The 17349-nt window shown below is 40.8% G+C and carries 15 protein-coding genes; 11 read left to right on the forward strand and 4 right to left on the reverse strand.

Translation table 11 applies throughout. From position 1 onward, the window contains the following. Positions 1 to 19: 19 nt before the first annotated feature. On the forward strand, positions 20 to 2815 hold the full coding sequence (gene glnE, locus MTN97_RS04415) for a bifunctional [glutamate--ammonia ligase]-adenylyl-L-tyrosine phosphorylase/[glutamate--ammonia-ligase] adenylyltransferase (RefSeq protein WP_248473769.1): 2796 nt from the start codon (positions 20 to 22) through the stop codon (positions 2813 to 2815). 64 nt (positions 2816 to 2879) lie between these two features. On the opposite strand, the gene MTN97_RS04420 is transcribed toward glnE, so the two are convergent. The 3 genes from MTN97_RS04420 to tolC all read right to left on the reverse strand — a co-directional run bounded on the left by MTN97_RS04420 (position 2880) and on the right by tolC (position 6132). Beyond that, positions 2880 to 3452 carry a toxin co-regulated pilus biosynthesis Q family protein gene (locus tag MTN97_RS04420; protein WP_248473770.1) on the reverse strand — a complete coding sequence of 191 codons (573 nt, stop codon included), beginning with the start codon at positions 3450 to 3452 and terminating at the stop codon, positions 2880 to 2882. A 37-nt stretch (positions 3453 to 3489) separates the two neighbouring features. Next, entirely contained in the window at positions 3490 to 4413 is a 924-nt protein-coding gene (gene lpxL, locus MTN97_RS04425) for an LpxL/LpxP family Kdo(2)-lipid IV(A) lauroyl/palmitoleoyl acyltransferase (protein WP_248473771.1), read from the reverse strand. Positions 4414 to 4785: 372 nt separating this feature from the next. Beyond that, the gene (tolC, locus tag MTN97_RS04435; protein WP_248473772.1) at positions 4786 to 6132 is read right to left on the reverse strand and encodes an outer membrane channel protein TolC; all 1347 of its coding nucleotides are present in this window, start codon (positions 6130 to 6132) and stop codon (positions 4786 to 4788) included. Between the two features lie 158 nt (positions 6133 to 6290). On the opposite strand from tolC, the gene MTN97_RS04440 reads away from it, so the two are divergent. From MTN97_RS04440 to rraB, 9 genes are all read left to right on the forward strand, one after another. After that, complete coding sequence (locus tag MTN97_RS04440) at positions 6291 to 6917, forward strand: NUDIX domain-containing protein (RefSeq protein ID WP_248473773.1); 627 nt, start codon at positions 6291 to 6293, stop codon at positions 6915 to 6917. 31 nt (positions 6918 to 6948) lie between these two features. Next, entirely contained in the window at positions 6949 to 7407 is a 459-nt protein-coding gene (locus MTN97_RS04445; protein WP_248473774.1) for a DUF1249 domain-containing protein, read from the forward strand. Then, positions 7394 to 8179: a metallophosphoesterase gene (locus MTN97_RS04450; protein ID WP_248473775.1), complete on the forward strand. Its 786-nt coding sequence runs from the start codon at positions 7394 to 7396 to the stop codon at positions 8177 to 8179. The genes MTN97_RS04445 and MTN97_RS04450 overlap by 14 nt, the downstream gene beginning before the upstream one ends. Beyond that, on the forward strand, positions 8164 to 8727 hold the full coding sequence (locus MTN97_RS04455) for a YqiA/YcfP family alpha/beta fold hydrolase (RefSeq protein ID WP_248473776.1): 564 nt from the start codon (positions 8164 to 8166) through the stop codon (positions 8725 to 8727). Before MTN97_RS04450 ends, MTN97_RS04455 begins: the two co-directional genes overlap by 16 nt. A 20-nt stretch (positions 8728 to 8747) precedes the next feature. Beyond that, positions 8748 to 10637 (forward strand): DNA topoisomerase IV subunit B, encoded by a 1890-nt coding sequence (parE, locus tag MTN97_RS04460; protein WP_013465836.1) that lies wholly within the window; start codon positions 8748 to 8750, stop codon positions 10635 to 10637. A gap of 27 nt (positions 10638 to 10664) precedes the next feature. After that, a complete protein-coding gene (locus MTN97_RS04465; RefSeq protein ID WP_248473777.1) occupies positions 10665 to 11759 on the forward strand; it encodes a PQQ-dependent sugar dehydrogenase in 1095 nt (364 codons plus the stop codon). Positions 11760 to 11769: 10 nt separating this feature from the next. Beyond that, entirely contained in the window at positions 11770 to 14067 is a 2298-nt protein-coding gene (parC, locus tag MTN97_RS04470; protein WP_248473778.1) for a DNA topoisomerase IV subunit A, read from the forward strand. 166 nt (positions 14068 to 14233) lie between these two features. Then, entirely contained in the window at positions 14234 to 14947 is a 714-nt protein-coding gene (locus tag MTN97_RS04475; RefSeq protein WP_036980160.1) for a 1-acylglycerol-3-phosphate O-acyltransferase, read from the forward strand. Further along, a complete protein-coding gene (gene rraB / locus MTN97_RS04480; protein ID WP_008110603.1) occupies positions 14947 to 15282 on the forward strand; it encodes a ribonuclease E inhibitor RraB in 336 nt (111 codons plus the stop codon). Before MTN97_RS04475 ends, rraB begins: the two co-directional genes overlap by 1 nt. Positions 15283 to 15350: 68 nt before the next feature. Here the strand turns inward: rraB and MTN97_RS04485 are convergent, their stop codons facing one another. Beyond that, entirely contained in the window at positions 15351 to 16322 is a 972-nt protein-coding gene (locus MTN97_RS04485; RefSeq protein ID WP_069439870.1) for a zinc transporter ZntB, read from the reverse strand. A gap of 579 nt (positions 16323 to 16901) precedes the next feature. On the opposite strand from MTN97_RS04485, the gene MTN97_RS04490 reads away from it, so the two are divergent. Then, the gene (locus tag MTN97_RS04490) at positions 16902 to 17324 is read left to right on the forward strand and encodes an ATP-dependent zinc protease (protein ID WP_008110607.1); all 423 of its coding nucleotides are present in this window, start codon (positions 16902 to 16904) and stop codon (positions 17322 to 17324) included. The last annotated feature ends 25 nt before the right edge of the window (positions 17325 to 17349 follow it).

A 17349-nucleotide genomic window follows, 5' to 3' on the forward strand; every position in this document is an offset into this window, starting at 1 on the left:
GAGATAAAAGAGGGTATTGATGAGTAACGACACGCAGCTTCCTATTGAATTACAAAAACTCGGTGAAACACGCTTTGCCGCGCTGTTCCCAGAGCAACAAAACCAGCAGCAGATAATACGGCTATTGGCGTTAAGTGATTTTGCTTGGCGCAGCTTAAGCTCTCAACCTGCGCTACTGTCTTGGTTACTGTGTGAGCACGAAATTAAAAATAGAGAAATTTTAGACCCTTTTGCACAGCTAGATATAACTAAAATAGAAGAGAGTGAGTGCCATAAGTTACTGCGCCAATACCGAGAAAAATACTGGTTAAAGGTGGCTTTTTTAGATTTATGCTGCAAAAACCCAATTGAAAATAGTATTGAATATATTAGTGAACTTGCTGATAAACTGATCGACAGTGCTAATCAATGGGCTTATAAAAATGTCGCTAAAACCAATGGTGAGCCGTTAGATGAGCACAACAACCCGTTACCGTTAATGGTATTAGGAATGGGTAAACTAGGTGGACAAGAACTCAATTACTCATCTGATATCGATCTTATTTTTGCATATCCTCGCAATGTTAAAACCCAAGGTGGGCGTCGCTCGCTTGAAGCACCTGTCTTTTATACTAAAGTTGCCCAAAAGCTAATTACAGCACTTAATCAATGTACGGTTGATGGCCAAGTTTTTCGTGTAGATATGCGTTTGCGACCATTTGGGGAAAGTGGTCCGTTGGTAATGAGCTTTAATGCCATTGAAGATTACTACCAAGAGCAAGGGCGTGATTGGGAGCGCTACGCTATGTTAAAAGGGCGCTTAATTGGCACGCCTAACATTTATTGGCAGGAGTTTAATACGTTATTAAAGCCTTTTGTGTATCGCCGTTATATTGATTTTTCGGTTATTGAGTCGCTAAGAAAAATGAAGCTTATGATTGCCCAAGAGGTGCGTCGTAAGCGCTTAACCAATAATATTAAGTTAGGTGGTGGTGGCATTCGCGAAGTGGAGTTTATTGTTCAGGCTTTGCAAATGGTGCGAGGTGGCAGAGAGGCAAACTTACAAACGCAATCTTTATTAATGGCCTTAAAAGAGTTAACACTAAGCCAAGTTATTGATGAGCTTGAAGCTAAAGATTTAAAAAGCAATTACTTATACTTACGCAAAGTAGAGCAATACCTACAAATATTTGATGATCAACAAACACAAACACTGCCCGATGATGAGCTAAATCAACAGCGACTCAATGTGTTGCTCGCTCAGGCCGATTTTGCTGCAACGCTTGTGAAAATAGAACATGTGATGAGCCAAATACATAATGAATTTACACAGGTTATAGGCGAAGAAACTGAACCACTTGATACCTGTGAAGGGGCGTTTATTAGTGCTTGGGATCACGGCGATGTTAGCTTTTTAAATGAGCTCAGAGATGAATGGCAAACACCATTACACGACTTTAAACAACGAGTTTCTAAAGCTAAAGTCGGCAATCGTGGGCGCGATATTCTTGATAAATTAATGCCAGCATTACTTAAACAGTTAAACGACTTTAATGCCAGTGCTAGCGCCTTTGCAACGGTATGCCAAATATTAAATAAAATTATTTCGCGCACCGCTTATCTAGAGTTGCTGTATGAAAATCCAGGAACGCTAAAACAATTGGTTTTACTTTGTTGCCACAGTAAATGGATTGGCGAGCATATTTCATTATACCCCATTTTGCTCGATGAACTTATCGACCCAGCTGTGCTTTACAAGCCAACCCCATTAACTGCGTATAAAGATGAAATAAGGCAGTATTTTTTACGCATTGAACATGACGATTTAGAGCAGCAAATGGAAGCGCTGCGTCAGTTTAAGCAAACCCATCAATTACGCATTGCCGCAGCTGATGCGACGGGCGTTATTGATGTAATGAAAGTAAGCGATCACTTAACAGCATTGGCTGAAGCTATAGTCGATCAGGCTGTAAATATTGCGTGGTACCACTGCGTAAAACGCTTTGGTATGCCACCTAACACCGATGATGAAAACAAGGGGTTTGCGGTTATTGCGTATGGTAAAACTGGCGGTTTTGAGGTGGGTTATGACTCTGATCTCGATTTAGTCTTTGTGCACAACCATGATGGTACAAGCTACACCAATGGTGATAAAGCGATTGACTCAAGGCAGTTTTATTTAAAACTCGCACAACGATTAATGCATTTATTTAATACCCGTACCGCCTCAGGTATTTTATATGAGTTAGATACTCGTCTGCGTCCAGAAGGTGCATCAGGGCTATTAGCTATTAACCTAGAAAGCTTTAATCATTATCAGCAAACGCAAGCATGGACATGGGAGCATCAAGCCCTGGTTAGAGCCAGGCTGATTTTAGGCCAAGCTGAATTAGTAACACGGTTTGCACAAATTCGCGCCGAGATATTGTGCCAACAACGTGATGAAGATACTTTAAAGGCAGACGTGATTAAAATGCGCGAAAAAATGCGTGCCCATTTGGCTAAAGGCAATGCGCAGCAATTTGACTTAAAACAAGATGTAGGTGCCATGACCGATATTGAGTTTATAACGCAATACTTGGTATTAAAACATGCCCATGAGTTTACCCACTTATGCGATAATTCTGACAATGTGAGAATTTTAACTGATGCGGCTAAAATTGGCTGTATCAGCTATATTCAAAAACAGCAGCTTATTCAAGCGTATATAGACTATCGCTCACGCTATCATGTGTTGAGCTTAGACCAGCAAGGTCGCTGCGTTAAACGAGAAGAGTTTAGTGAAAATATCAATAATGTTAGCACGGTTTGGAAGGCAATATTTAGGCTAGATTGAGCAATTTAATGTTATGCGCTCAGCAATATTTGAGCGCATATCAACAAAATTAAACCGAATGTAGTTAATTGCTTAGCTTTAAACAGTTTGAGCGTACAAATTCAGACGGTAGCTCGGTAATCACCGCTGCACGTTGTTTAGGGCAGAAAAACGCATACACTTCATTTGAAAAGTCATCATTAATAGAGCGGCTAACGCGGTATAAAGCGGAGTTAAAACTGCTATCTATACGAAAGTGATCTTTTATTACGTAATCTTTGTTTAAGTACCACATTAAAGTAATACCTTCGTTATTAGCATATTGGGTCAGTACAGTACGCAAGGTTGAGTCACGTTGAAAGCGACGCGGGCCTACTTCTCCACTCCAATTTAAAGGCATAGGCTCTACTACAAAAGAACGCTGGTTTAGCGCTCTGTCGAGGCTAAGATCGGGTTTTTCGAGTTCAATGACAAATTTGTGATTGTCTTTATTGACAGTAATTCTATCTCGAATTGATGCATAAAACCGTGATAACCCTTCAGCAGCAGCGTTGGTGGTTTGTTGATAATTAAGTGACGACGTACCATTTAGTAAAAAATAAATGGCTGCACCAATTAACAATAAAGCTAAAAGTATATATCTAATCCAAAACCACATGGCTGTCACTCATCTTTGTTATTTTAATAACCCATCTTTAATAAAAAGAGGGGGCGTCTTTATCGGGTCGTGTTTTAAAGCGTCTATGTAGCCACATATATTGTTCAGGGGCGGCATTTATTGATTGTTCCATGCGCTGATTAACACGTGTTACATCGGCTTTATCATCGCCGCTCGGGAAGTTTTCAAGCTCAGGCACGATTTCTAAGTGGTACTTTCCGTTGTTATCCCTATAAGCAATTAAGCTCATTGTTTCGCAGTTTTTACTACCTGCAAACATTAGTGTACCAGTGGTGGTTGCTGTATCGGGTACTGCGTAAAAAGGCACAAACTCACAGCGGTTACGGCCATAATCCTGATCGGGTAAGTAATAACACAGTTTTTTATTTTTTAATGATTTTAATAATCCTTTTACGTCTTTTTTTCCAACCATGTATTCATTAGAGCGAAGACGCCCATTGGTGGTAAAGTATTCCATAAGCGGATTATTATGTGGGCGGTAAAAGCCAATACCTTGGCACTTCAAACCCATTACACGACTTGTCATTTCAAGGTGAAGTATATGTGGAACAAGTAATAAAACGCCTTTTCCTGATTGTTGTACGCGCTCAAAGTGCTCAAGCCCTTTTATTGATCCCAATACTTTTTTGACCCGCCATTGTGGCCACCACCAAGCCATACCGGTTTCAACCATAGCAATACCGGTATTTTCCATATTTTTAAGTACCAGCTGTTGTTGCTCGGCTTCGCTCATCGTGGGGAAACAGTGTTTAATATTAACTTCAGCAATATGCCTTCTGCGCTTCATATATTTATAAACCAAGCGTCCTAGCTGCTTACCCATAGCTAATTGTATTTTTTGCGGTAACCATGAAATGAGATATAAAAATAAGACACCAATCCAAGTTAGCCAATAACGAGGACCTAAAAAAGAGGCTTTAAAAGGGGATGAGTTGACCACAAAAATTTCTCTAAAAATAAAAGGCAAGGGTCTGTTGACCTTTGCGGATTAATATTTGTTCAAACTAGGGGCGGTTTAATCGCGGCGCGAGGTTTGTAACCTAGTGGACTAAGTAAAAACCGAGCAACAAAGAGTTAATTGCCCCTAGGCAGAACCCTTCGGGCAGCGCCTGTTTGGCATTGATGCTGCGTTATCGCCTATTTATGGGGAATAACCACACCACATAGGCTCTGCCTTGCCTAAATACCAAACAGGCTGCTGCAAATTTAACCTTGAAAGGTCAACAGACCCTAGTTTAACGCTATGTGTTAAAAAATACAAAAAGCCAGCAAAAAGCTGGCTTTAGTAATTATTTATAATGAAGTCGTGTGTTTAGTTAACGGTATTTAAACCTTGGTTTATACCCACTAAGTCTTCGCGGCTTAATGTGCCTGTTGCTTGTTTTAGACGAAGCGTTGACACAACATAGCGATAACGCACATCAGCAAGATTACGCTTTGCGTTGTATAAATTTTGCGTACTGACGAGCACATCAACAATGGTACGTGTACCCACTTCAAAACCCGCTTCCGTGGCTTTTAATGCGCTTTGTGCTGAAATAACCGCTTGTTCAAGCGCTTTATAGGTCGCAATATCAGATACCACTTGGTTATAAGAAGTAATAACAGAGCGAGTTACTGCGCGATAATCCGTTTCAAAATCTTGGCTCGCAGCAACGTAAAATGCACGTGCTTGATCTGTTGCAGCAACCGTTGCGCCACCAGAGTAAAGTGGTACGCTAAAGTTAAGTCCAACAGATGTTGAATCTGAACGAGGCTGGTCGCCATTTAACTCACTATCTGTTAATGAGTCGCCGTAACTAGCATTTAAAGTTAGTTTTGGATAATGCCCTGCTTTAGCAAGTTCAATTTGCTCTTTAGCGATATCAACCGTTATTTTTGATACTTGCAGATTTAAGTTTTTGTCTTTCGCTATTTTAACTAAATCCGTTGCAGGCGTACTTGGCTTAACAGTAGAAAATGTTTCGGTGTTTAACATATCCAGCTTTGCGTGGTACTTACCAGTGATCTCACGTAGCTGCTCACGGGCTGTTTCTACCGCATTATTAGCAATGATCTCTTGCGCTACTGAGTTATCAAATTGTGCTTGTGCTTCATGTACATCGGTAATAGCCGTTAAACCTACAGCGTAACGTTGTTTAGTTTGTTCAAGTTGGCGCTCAATGGCACGTTTTTCAGCTTGTACAAATTCAAGGTTATCAATAGCGCTTAATACGTTAAAATAGCCTTCAGCCACACGTACTATTAAATTTTGTTTAGCAAAATCGTACTGGCCACTAGCTTGAAGTGCTTGTTTGTCGGCTATACCTAATGAATTCCATGCGCCTAAATCAAATAACGTTTGGCTTAAGCTAATACCACGAGAAAACTCGTCGTTTTCAGCATTAATTTTATCAAGAGAAGATAAATCCTCAGATTGTCTGAAGGAAGTTGAGTCAGACTTTGTGTAACTCATAGTCAAGCCAATTTGCGGTAATAGTGCGCTCATAGCGCGATCGCTTTGGTATGATTGAGCATCAGCTTGGGCTTTTGCTTTTAAAACGGTAGGATCGTTGGCTGTTGCGATTTCAAAAACTTGAAGTAAATCTTCAGCATTGGCTACGGTTGAGCCCAATGCGCATGATAAACTAACCAGTGCTGCAAGGATGTTCTTTTTCATGTGATGTTCGGTCCTTAGACAATTTTTGTACTAGTAGCATGTTAACCTGTTTTACTTAATAACTAAAAAAAAAATTAGTAAAACAACGTTCTCAAGTGTAACAGAATATATACCTAAATGACGTTGATGTATTTGCACCCTCAAAAAGGAAAGAATAGATGGCGAATAAAAGTCGTATTAAATTTACCCATGACGATGTGAGATTAAAACCAATTGAAAATTTGTATGATGGTTTTTTTAAAATAAACCTTTATCAATTTAAGCATGCCTTATTTGCGGGTGGAGAGTCTGAGGTAATTCGTCGAGAAATTCTTGAACGCGGAGATGCGGTCGCAGTTTTACCTTATGACCCAGTAACTGAGCAAGTGCTGCTAATTGAACAAATTCGAATTGGCGCAATTAAAAGCAAACACACGCCTTGGCTGTTAGAATGTATAGCGGGCATGACCGATGGCAGTGAAGATTACGAGTCGGTTGTTAAAAAAGAAGCGTTTGAAGAAGCCGGGCTTAATTTAACAGAACTTGAGTTTATGTTGTCTTACCTTTCAAGCCCCGGCGGTACTACAGAGCGTTTATATTTATATTTAGCTCACGCCGATTTAAGCCAAATGACTACTGGTATATACGGCTTAGACACCGAAGGTGAAGATATTAAAACCCATATTATGCACTTAGACGAAGCACTTGAGCGACTCAATCGTGGCGAGATAGATAATGCGGCTACGGTAATTTGCTTGCAATGGTTAGCACTAAATCGCGACAGAATACGTAAGAAGTGGGCATAGTTTTTAATTTTTTAATAGTAATGGCGGTATTTTGACAGCACTTTTAACGACTAATCGATACATTCAAAGCCTTCCAAAGTATTTAACACTTTGTGAGCATAATTACGTACGCCTTTTAAAATTACTACCTAGTGAACGAGCGATTGGCAGTGTTAGAGAAATCAAACTGGGCCACAGTAAATTTGCCATCAACATAGATGACATTGCCAAGTACACCCTTGATGTATCTATTAAACAGTTATCAGGAATGGTAAGTGGTATTTCGCCTTTGTATTTAACAGTGCGCTTATATAATGATGCTAAAGTAGCCGAAATTGTCCATCATGATTACCACCAACGAATCAAACCTTCCTATGGCTACCCTAATCCTAAGATGCATCAAAAAGATGAAAAGTATCAGTTGAATGCTTTTTTATGTGATTGGTTGGTTGCCTGTGTAGAGCGAGGTCAATCAACACTTAATTGGGATGTAAATAATGGCTTGGTTTGATGATACGTATTATTTTGAGCAAGCCCAGCTTCGTATAGCCCATATAACGGATTGTCACCTTTTTAGCGATAAGCAGGGCGAGTATTTTGGGGTTAACACCGCAGAACATTTTACTAGGGCACTTACAGATATAGCAAAACAGCAGCCTGATGCCTTGATATTTGGTGGCGATTTAACCCAAGATCACAGCTTTGATTCCTATTTATTATTTGCTGAACTGATTCATAATAGTGACCTTGATTGCCCCGTATTTTGGGTGCCTGGTAATCATGATGAAATTGAACAGCTCAATTTAATTAGTGGCGGGCAAATACAACGCGCTAAACATATTGTGGCGCAAGGGTTTGAACTGATATTAATTAATTCTAAAGGAAATACCCCTGCTGGGTGGGTGACGCCCTCGCATTTAGAGGAAATTATGGCGTGTTTAGTCGATTCAGATAATCGTCATATTGCATTTTGTCATCACAACCCATTGCCTATTAATGGCTACCTAGACAAACACATGCTAGAAAATGGGCCGCAGCTATTAAATTTATTAGTTAATAATGGCCGCGTTGATGCGCTGTTTCATGGGCATGTTCACAATGACTACCAACAGCAATTTAGAGAGCTTGATATTTACGCGACACCGGCCAGTTCCGTGCAGTTTACAAAGCACAGTGCTACTTGGCAGCAAGAAGATAAAGGGGCGGCTTATCGTATGCTGCACTTAAATGCTGAGCAACAAAAGGTGCATATACGCACGGACGTGGTATGGTTAAACGAGTAATCTATATTCACGGTTTTAATAGCTCTGAAAAATCATATAAAGCTGTGCGCTTTCGTGAGCTTATGGCACACTATGATGTTGATTATTGTGTGCCACGCTTAAATCATGAACCTATAGAGGCGATTATAGCGCTTGAACAACTATTAACACCGAATACCGTATTATTGGGCAGCTCCTTAGGTGGCTTTTTTGCCACGTATTTATCGCAGCGTTATCAAATTCCTGCGGTGGTAATTAATCCTGCCGTTGCCCCATATACATTATTAGAGCCTATACTTGGGCCTAATTATAATCCGTATCAAGATTATAATTACCAATTACAATCTCGTCATATAGATGCGTTAAAAGCATTAACGGTGACAGAGTTAAAACACCCTGAGCTGTTGTATTTATTACAGCAAACAGGGGATGAAGTGTTAAATTTTCAGCACGCAATAAAGTATTACTCACAATGTAAACAGTTAATTGAATTTGGCGGCGATCATAGCTTTAATGGCTTTGAGCGAGCTTTTTCAAGCATTGTCGATTTTCTTAAAATCAGATATTAGCGTATATAAAGATAAAAACTATGACTCAACAAAATTATAACGCCGAAGCCATTGAAGTACTTAATGGATTAGAGCCGGTAAAACGCCGCCCAGGCATGTATACAGACACATCGCGCCCCAATCACTTAGGTCAAGAGGTTATTGATAACAGTGTTGATGAAGCAATGGCCGGGCATGCGACGCGTATTGATGTCATTTTGCATGAAGATAACTCACTTGAAGTGAGCGATGATGGTCGGGGGATGCCGATAGATATTCACCCTGAAGAAGGTATTCCTGGGGTTGAACTAATATTCACCAAATTACACGCAGGTGGTAAATTTTCAAATAAAAATTACCAGTTCTCTGGTGGTTTGCATGGGGTAGGTATCTCGGTCGTTAATGCGCTATCTACCCGCGTGGAAGTAACGGTTCGCCGTGACGCACAGCAATTTAGAATGGCTTTTGAGCATGGCGATAAAGTTGAAGATTTAAATGTTATTGGCTCAGTGGGTAAACGCAATACCGGTACTACCGTGCGCTTTTGGCCAGATACCAGCTATTTTGATTCTGCTAACTTTTCACTGACTAAGCTTAACCATTTATTAAAAGCCAAAGCGGTACTATGCCCAGGTTTGCGTATTAAGTTTGTAAATAAACAAACGAAAGAAACCCAAGAGTGGTTTTATGAAACCGGCTTAAAAGATTACTTAGTAGAAGCAGTTAAAGGCTATGAAATACTGCCTAAAGACCCATTTGTAGGTGAGTTTTCAAGTTCTATTGAAGGCGCTGATTGGGCCGTTGTATGGATGCCTGAAGGCGGTGAGTCAACAGCCGAAAGTTATGTAAACTTAATTCCTACCGCACAAGGTGGCACCCACGTAAATGGCCTGCGCCAAGGGCTTTTAGAGGCGATGCGTGAATTTTGTGAATTTAGAAACTTATTACCACGTGGTGTAAAGCTCACCCCAGATGATATTTGGGAACGTTGTAGTTATGTATTGTCGGTAAAAATGCAAGACCCACAATTTGCAGGGCAAACCAAAGAAAAACTCTCATCACGTTCATGTGCTGCGTTTGTATCGGGTGTTGTAAAAGATGCTTTTAGCTTATGGCTAAATGAGCACACTGACACTGCAGAGTTACTTTCTGAATTGTGTATTTCAAATGCACAGCGTCGCTTACGCGCGGCTAAAAAAGTAGTTCGTAAACGTGTTACTTCAGGCCCTGCATTACCAGGCAAACTGACCGATTGTAGTGCTGCTGATAATGACCGCACGGAATTGTTTTTAGTAGAGGGTGATTCAGCGGGTGGCTCAGCTAAACAAGCGCGAGATCGTGAGTTCCAAGCAATCATGCCACTAAGAGGTAAAATTTTAAATACTTGGGAAGTAGAATCAGGGCAAATTTTGGCCTCTCAAGAAGTGCATGATATTTCAGTGGCATTGGGTATTGACCCCGATTCAAGTGATTTATCAGGGCTGCGTTACAATAAAATATGTATATTAGCGGATGCTGACTCGGATGGACTGCACATTGCCACTTTATTGTGTGCCTTATTTGTGCGCCACTTCCCACAATTGGTAAAAACTGGGCATGTGTATGTTGCTATGCCACCGCTGTTTAGAATTGATATTGGTAAAGATGTTTATTACGCGCTTGATGAAGATGAAAAAACGGGCATTTTAGCGCGTATAGAAGCAGAGAAAAAACGCGGTAAGGTAAACGTGCAACGCTTTAAAGGCTTGGGTGAAATGAACCCGCTACAATTGCGTGAAACAACCATGGATCCAAATACCCGTCGTTTAGTGCAGCTAACACTTGATGAAGAAGAACAAACAATGGAAATGATGGATATGTTACTTGCTAAAAAGCGTTCATCAGATCGCCGCCAATGGCTTGAAGATCACGGTAACAAAGCACAAGTTTAATAAGCCTTTGGGCTACAGGAGAGGCAAATGAAAAGACTATTTAGCACACTGTTGTTACTCTGCTTTATGTCATCGCCAGTGATGGCGAAAAATATTCTCGACAAGCTGACGGCTGCCCCAGGGTTTGAAATCAGCTTATTTGCTGATGATGTTGAAAATGCTCGGCAAATTGCAGTATCAAGCCGAGGTGTAGTGTATGCAGGTTCGCGTAATGCGGGTAATGTGTATGCATTGATTGATCATAACAGCGACGGCGTTGCAGATAAAAAAATAGTGATTGCAGAGGGACTGAATATGCCCTCGGGTTTAGCGATTAAAGACGGTGACTTATATGTCGGTGAAGTGCACCGTATTATTCGTTTTAAAAATATCGATAAACACCTCAAAAACCCTGAGTATGAAGTGTTTTATAGCGATTTACCGTCAGAGCGCCACCATGGCTGGAAGTTTTTACGCTTTGCGCCAAACGGCGAGCTGATTATTCCGGTGGGTGTTCCCTGTAATATTTGCGAAGAAGATCCTCGGTTTGGTCGTATTTTTTCGTTAAACACCGACACCAAAGAAATAACCACTTTAGCCAAAGGTGTGCGCAATACTGTAGGCTTTGACTTTCACCCTAGCACGCAAATGCTATGGTTTAGCGATAATGGCCGCGACATGATGGGGGATGATATTCCACCCGATGAGCTAAACCGCATCACTAAAGAAGAAGAACATTTTGGTTTTCCATACGTGCATGGCGGCGTTATTGTTGATCCGGAGTTTGGTGAAGGCAAAAACATTGCTGACTACACTCATCCTGCATTGGCATTAGGTGCGCATGTTGCGCCATTAGGTATTCATTTTTATACCGGCAAGCAGTTTCCTGATAGCTATAAACAACAGTTATTTGTAGCTGAGCACGGTTCATGGAACCGCTCTAAAAAGGTCGGTTATAAAGTGGCAGTGGCAACTATAGAAAATGCCAAGGTAACAAAGTATACGCCACTGATCACCGGCTTTATGCAAGACGAAACGACATTTGGACGCCCTGTTGCATTTGCACAATTAAATGATGGCAGTCTATTGGTAAGCGATGATTACGCAAACGTAATTTACCGCGTAAGCTATAAGAAAAACTAGGTAAGCTTTAATGAGTGATACAGATACCTTGCTAATGCAAGGAATTGAACAACAAACAATGGGGCGTTTTACCGAAGACGCTTATTTAAATTATTCAATGTACGTGATCATGGATCGTGCCTTACCGCACGTTGGTGACGGCCTAAAACCAGTGCAACGTCGTATTATTTATGCGATGAGTGAGTTGGGATTATCGGCAAATGCAAAATACAAAAAATCAGCCCGTACCGTGGGTGACGTATTAGGTAAATACCATCCTCATGGTGATAGTGCCTGTTATGAAGCCATGGTACTTATGGCGCAGCCGTTCTCTTATCGCTATCCCTTGGTGGATGGTCAAGGTAACTGGGGTGCAGCTGATGATCCTAAGTCATTTGCGGCAATGCGTTATACCGAAGCGCGTTTATCTAAATTCTCTGAAGTATTACTTAAAGAGTTAGGCCAAGGGACTGTTGATTGGACGCCAAACTTCGACGGCACCATGGATGAACCATTAGTATTGCCATCGCGCTTACCGCATATATTACTTAATGGTGTCACCGGTATTGCTGTGGGTATGGCAACCGATATACCGCCGCATAATGTGCGTGAAGTAGCCAGTGCCTGTTGTTTATTACTTGATAAACCAAAAACAGAACTCGAAGAGTTATTGGATTTAGTGCATGCGCCTGATTATCCAACTGATGCTGAAATAATTACGCCTAAAGCTGATATTCACAAAATTTATAAAACCGGTCGTGGCTCAATTAAAATGCGCGCTGTGTATTGTGAAGAGCAGGGCGATATCGTTATTACTGCGTTACCGCACCAATGTTCGGGTGCAAAAGTACTTGAGCAAATTGCAGCGCAAATGAACGCTAAAAAGTTACCAATGGTGGCTGACTTACGTGATGAGTCTGATCACGAAAATCCAACCCGTATTGTAATTGTTCCGCGTTCAAACCGAATTAAAGCTGAGCCATTAATGGCGCACTTATTTGCCACCACCGATCTTGAAAAAAATTACCGCGTAAACTTAAACATGCTGGGCTTAGATGGCCGTCCACAGGTTAAAGATTTACGTAGTATTTTAACTGAATGGTTAACCTTTAGACGCGAAACAGTACGTCGTCGCTTGCAATATCGACTTGATAAAGTACTGGCTCGATTACATATTTTAGAAGGTTTACTGGCTGCCTTTTTAAATATTGATGAAGTTATAGAAATTATCCGCTCTGAAGATAAGCCCAAACCAATATTGATGGAGCGCTTTGATTTAACCGATATTCAAGCAGAAGCCATTTTAGAATTAAAACTTCGCCATTTGGCAAAACTTGAAGAGTTTAAAATTCGTGGTGAGCAAGACGAATTGGCAAAAGAGCGTGACAAATTAGAGCAAACATTGGGCTCAGACCGTCGCATGTCGACGTTGCTTAAAAAAGAAATTCAAGAAGCCGCAGAAATGTATGGCGACGATCGTCGCTCACCTGTTATTGAGCGTGTGGAAGCCAAAGCTCTGAGCGAAAAAGATTTAATCCCTTCAGAGTCTGTGACTGTTGTTTTATCTGATAAAGGTTGGGCACGGGTTGGTAAGGGTCATGACTTAGATGTAGAAGGATTAAATTACCGAGCTGGTGATGGTTATAGAGCATCAGCGCGAGGTAAAAGTAATCAGCCTGCGGTATTTTTAGATTCAGCTGGACGTGCATTTGCGACCGATGCCCACAGCCTTCCTTCTGCAAGAAGCCAAGGCGAGCCTATGACAGGGCGCTTTAATCTAACCTCAGGCGCAAGCTTTGAGCACGTAGTTATGGGTGAAGACGCTCAAGTATTGCTAATGGCTTCTGATGCCGGTTATGGCTTTATTACTGACTTTAAAGATTTAGTCAGCAAAAACAAAAATGGTAAAGCGTTAGTGAGTGTGCCAAAAGGTGGTGTGTTACTTTCGCCAATTCGCGTTAACGACGTGGCTACTGACTACTGTATGGCGATTTCTAACGAAGGGCGGATGTTGTTATTCCCACTGCGTGACCTACCTAAGTTAGGTAAAGGTAAGGGTAATAAAATTATTTCTATTCCGGGTGCGAAAGTACAAGCCCGCGAAGAGTTTGTAAAAGTATTAGCTGTTGTGCCGCAAGGCAGCAGTGTAACGCTGCATGCAGGTAAGCGTAAGCTGACCCTTAAACCAAGCGACCTTGAGCATTACCATGGCGAGCGAGGCCGCAGAGGGAACAAGTTACCTCGTGGTTTACAGCGCGTTGATGAAGCCGTGGTAGAGTTGACGCCGCAGCAAGTTGATGAGCCAAGCTCAGACGCAGAGCCAAGTTAATCTTGAGATCAAATTAGATAAAATTAGAAAACGGCTTACTCAGGTAAGCCGTTTTTTTATGACTGTTTTATTTCAGCGCACGCTTGTGCGCTATTTTCTCGTCTGCGCAACAAAATAACGTTATAATAAAGCAATATATGATTGTGGTTATATTGGAGAGGCGCACTTGCTAGCTGTTATACGTATTTTAATAATGCTGTTGTTTATATTATTAAGTTGTTTTTTTGGTTTGTTGTTATCAATTTTTAGACCATTTCATCCTAGTAATGTGCACGTTATTGCAAGTTGGTTTGGCTCAATGGCTAAAATGCTTGGGGTTAAATTAGAACTAAAATATCATCCTGATGCGCTTAAGGTGGGGCCTGCTGTGTATGTAGCGAATCATCAAAATAGCTACGATTTATTTACTATTCCAGCTATGGTACCAAAAAATTGTGTGAGCGTTGGCAAAAAAAGTCTTAAATGGATCCCATTTTTTGGTCAGCTTTATTGGTTGTCGGGTAATATTTTAATCGACCGATCAAATCGTTCAAAAGCTGCTGGCACAATCTCAAAAGCAGCGGCTAAAATAAAACAAAAAGGCTTATCGGTGTGGATGTTCCCTGAGGGGACGCGTAGTTATGGTCGTGGTTTACTCCCCTTTAAAACCGGTGCATTTCATACCGCAATGAGTGCAGAGGTGCCTGTTGTGCCAGTATGTATGAACACAACCGATAAAACCATTAAACTAAATCGCTGGGATAATGGTACAATTTACATTGAAATGTTAGCCCCCATAGCACTTGATAACAGTATCAGTGCCCGTGAACATGCTAAAAGTGTGCACAGTATTATGGCTGCTAAAATAACAGAATTAGATGCTCAAGTGAGAGAGAAATAATGGAAAACTGGCGTGAAATAAGTGAAGACATCGTAACTTCACTACTTGAAGATGGGTCTGATCCAGAAATTCTTTATGAAGTAGAACACCACTTTGTATGTGAAGACTTTACTAAGTTAGAACAAGCGGCATTGGCTGCGTTTAAACTAGGTTACGATGTAGAAGAGCCAGCAGAACTTGAGCTTGAAGACGGTGAAAAAATTTGGAGTTTTGACATTGTTGTTGAAGCCGAATTAGATGTCGACGTGATAATGGAAGACGTTGATAAACTCGCGCAACTTGCTGTTGAATGCGATGTTGAATACGATGGTTGGGGCACTTACTTTCAAGAGTAAGGGTTACCAATGCAAAAGGCGAACAATCATGTTCGCCTTTTTTGTGCCTTGTTGGAGCTGTATTGTAATTACAGCCACTTTTTATTTTTAAAGTAAATACCAATCCCACCAGTCAAAACAATTAAAAACACCACAAATGCAGTGAATGCATAAGGGCTTTCTGTTCCAGGTATACCGCCGACATTGACCCCCAATAATCCCGTTAGAAAGCCCAGCGGTAAAAATAAAGCAGCCACCACCGACATTACATACATCCGCTGATTTAATTGCTCAGAGACCTGATTTGTAATGGTTTGTTGGATAACAAGTGCGCGCTCTATTGAACTATCGAGCTCTTCTAAATAGCGAATAAGTAAATTGGTGGTTTCATTTAACTTGGCTTTATCATCGTCAAAAAGCCATGGGTAATGATTATTAACCATGCTACTGAGTGCTTCTTTTTGTGGTTTTAAGTAACGTTTTAGCGCGATGGTTTGACGGCGAAGTTGCGACAAGCCTTGGTTATCAAACTTTTTACTGGGCTCATCAATTTCCTCTTCAAAATCATCTAAGCTTTCATCTAGCTCATCAATTACTGTTTGCATACGTGAAGTGAGCTTGTGCGCTAATGTACACACCAATTCAGAAATACTGCATGGCCCCTCATTATTATTCAACGAGGCTAGAATATCTTGCACTGATAATAATCGGCGCTTACGCGTGGTGATCACCACATCGTTATTTATAAATAACCGAATAGATACCATGTCTTCAGGGCTTTGTGCTGGGTTTAAGTTGATCCCGCGTAAAAATAACATATGGCCATTAGTTGTTGGCGTTATTCGTGGACGCGGTTCATCAGCAGTGAGTGATTCCAGTTCATAGTCGTTTAACAGCCCGCAGTTTTTTAACCAATCCACCGCATCTGTTTGGCTGTAGTCCATATGCACCCACAGTTTTCCATCAGTAGGTTGCCATTGGTGTAATTGCTTGCTGTTTTCTATGGGGCGTGCACCGCCTTTTTCATCAAGAATAAGTGCATGAAGTAAGCCATTAATCATAATAATTTCTCATCGATAGTATGTTTTTAATACAGTTAACTGTAATGTATTTAGGATCTGTTTATCTTTCAAGGTTAAATTTTCAGCAATCTATTTGATATTTAGGCAAGGCAGAGTGTGGTTATTCCCCATAAATAGGTGATAACACAGCATCAATGCCAAATAAGCGCTGCCCGAAGGGTTCTGCCTAGGGGCAATTAACTCTTTGTTGCCTACATGGATGTAGGTAAGGGGCGTGAGCAGGACGCGGAAGCTTTGCTCGATTTTTACTTAGCCCACTAGGTTACAAACCTCGCGCCGCGATTAAATTGCCCCTAGTTTGAACAAATATTAATTCGTAAAGGTCCACAGACCCTAGTTAAATAATTAAAATTTAGCTTTACTTTGTATATGTTAAACTGAGTTTAGCAACAAAAACTTATGTTTTAGCCTATGGTTAAATGCATACGTAAGAACTGCATTGTTAAACGAGTTAGCTTAAAAGGTCAATCAAATCGGCTTATCGAGTAGATGAATTTATTTTGTTGGTGTTTTATTTGCTGTAGCGTATAAAACACTTTTTTTACTAAGGGCACATTTATGACGACAAAAATAACAGTTGGTTGGCGTGAGTGGTTGAGTTTACCCGAGCTGGGCATCGAGCAAATTAAAGCAAAAATAGATACCGGTGCACGTACTTCCTGTATTCATGCAATTAATATTGAAGAATATGAAGTGGAAGGCGAAAAATGGGTTAAATTTATAGCCCAACCATTGCAAGAAGACGAGCAAACGCAAATTACCTGCAATGCCAAAGTTAAAAAAATGAAGTACGTTACCAGCTCTAGTGGCCAAAAAGAACTGCGTTACTTTATTGAAACTACACTACATGCTGGCGAATTTAGTTGGCCAATAGAAATTACATTAACAAGTCGTGCGTCAATGAAGTTTAGAATGTTATTAGGGCGCACAGCTATGGAAAATCGTATAGTCGTTGATCCGGCTTTATCACATTTATTATAAGAATTCGTTGAGTAGCAACATACTT

Origin of the sequence: Pseudoalteromonas sp. 2CM36K (assembly GCF_023161865.1) — a bacterium.
GTDB classification, from domain to species: domain Bacteria; phylum Pseudomonadota; class Gammaproteobacteria; order Enterobacterales; family Alteromonadaceae; genus Pseudoalteromonas; species Pseudoalteromonas tetraodonis.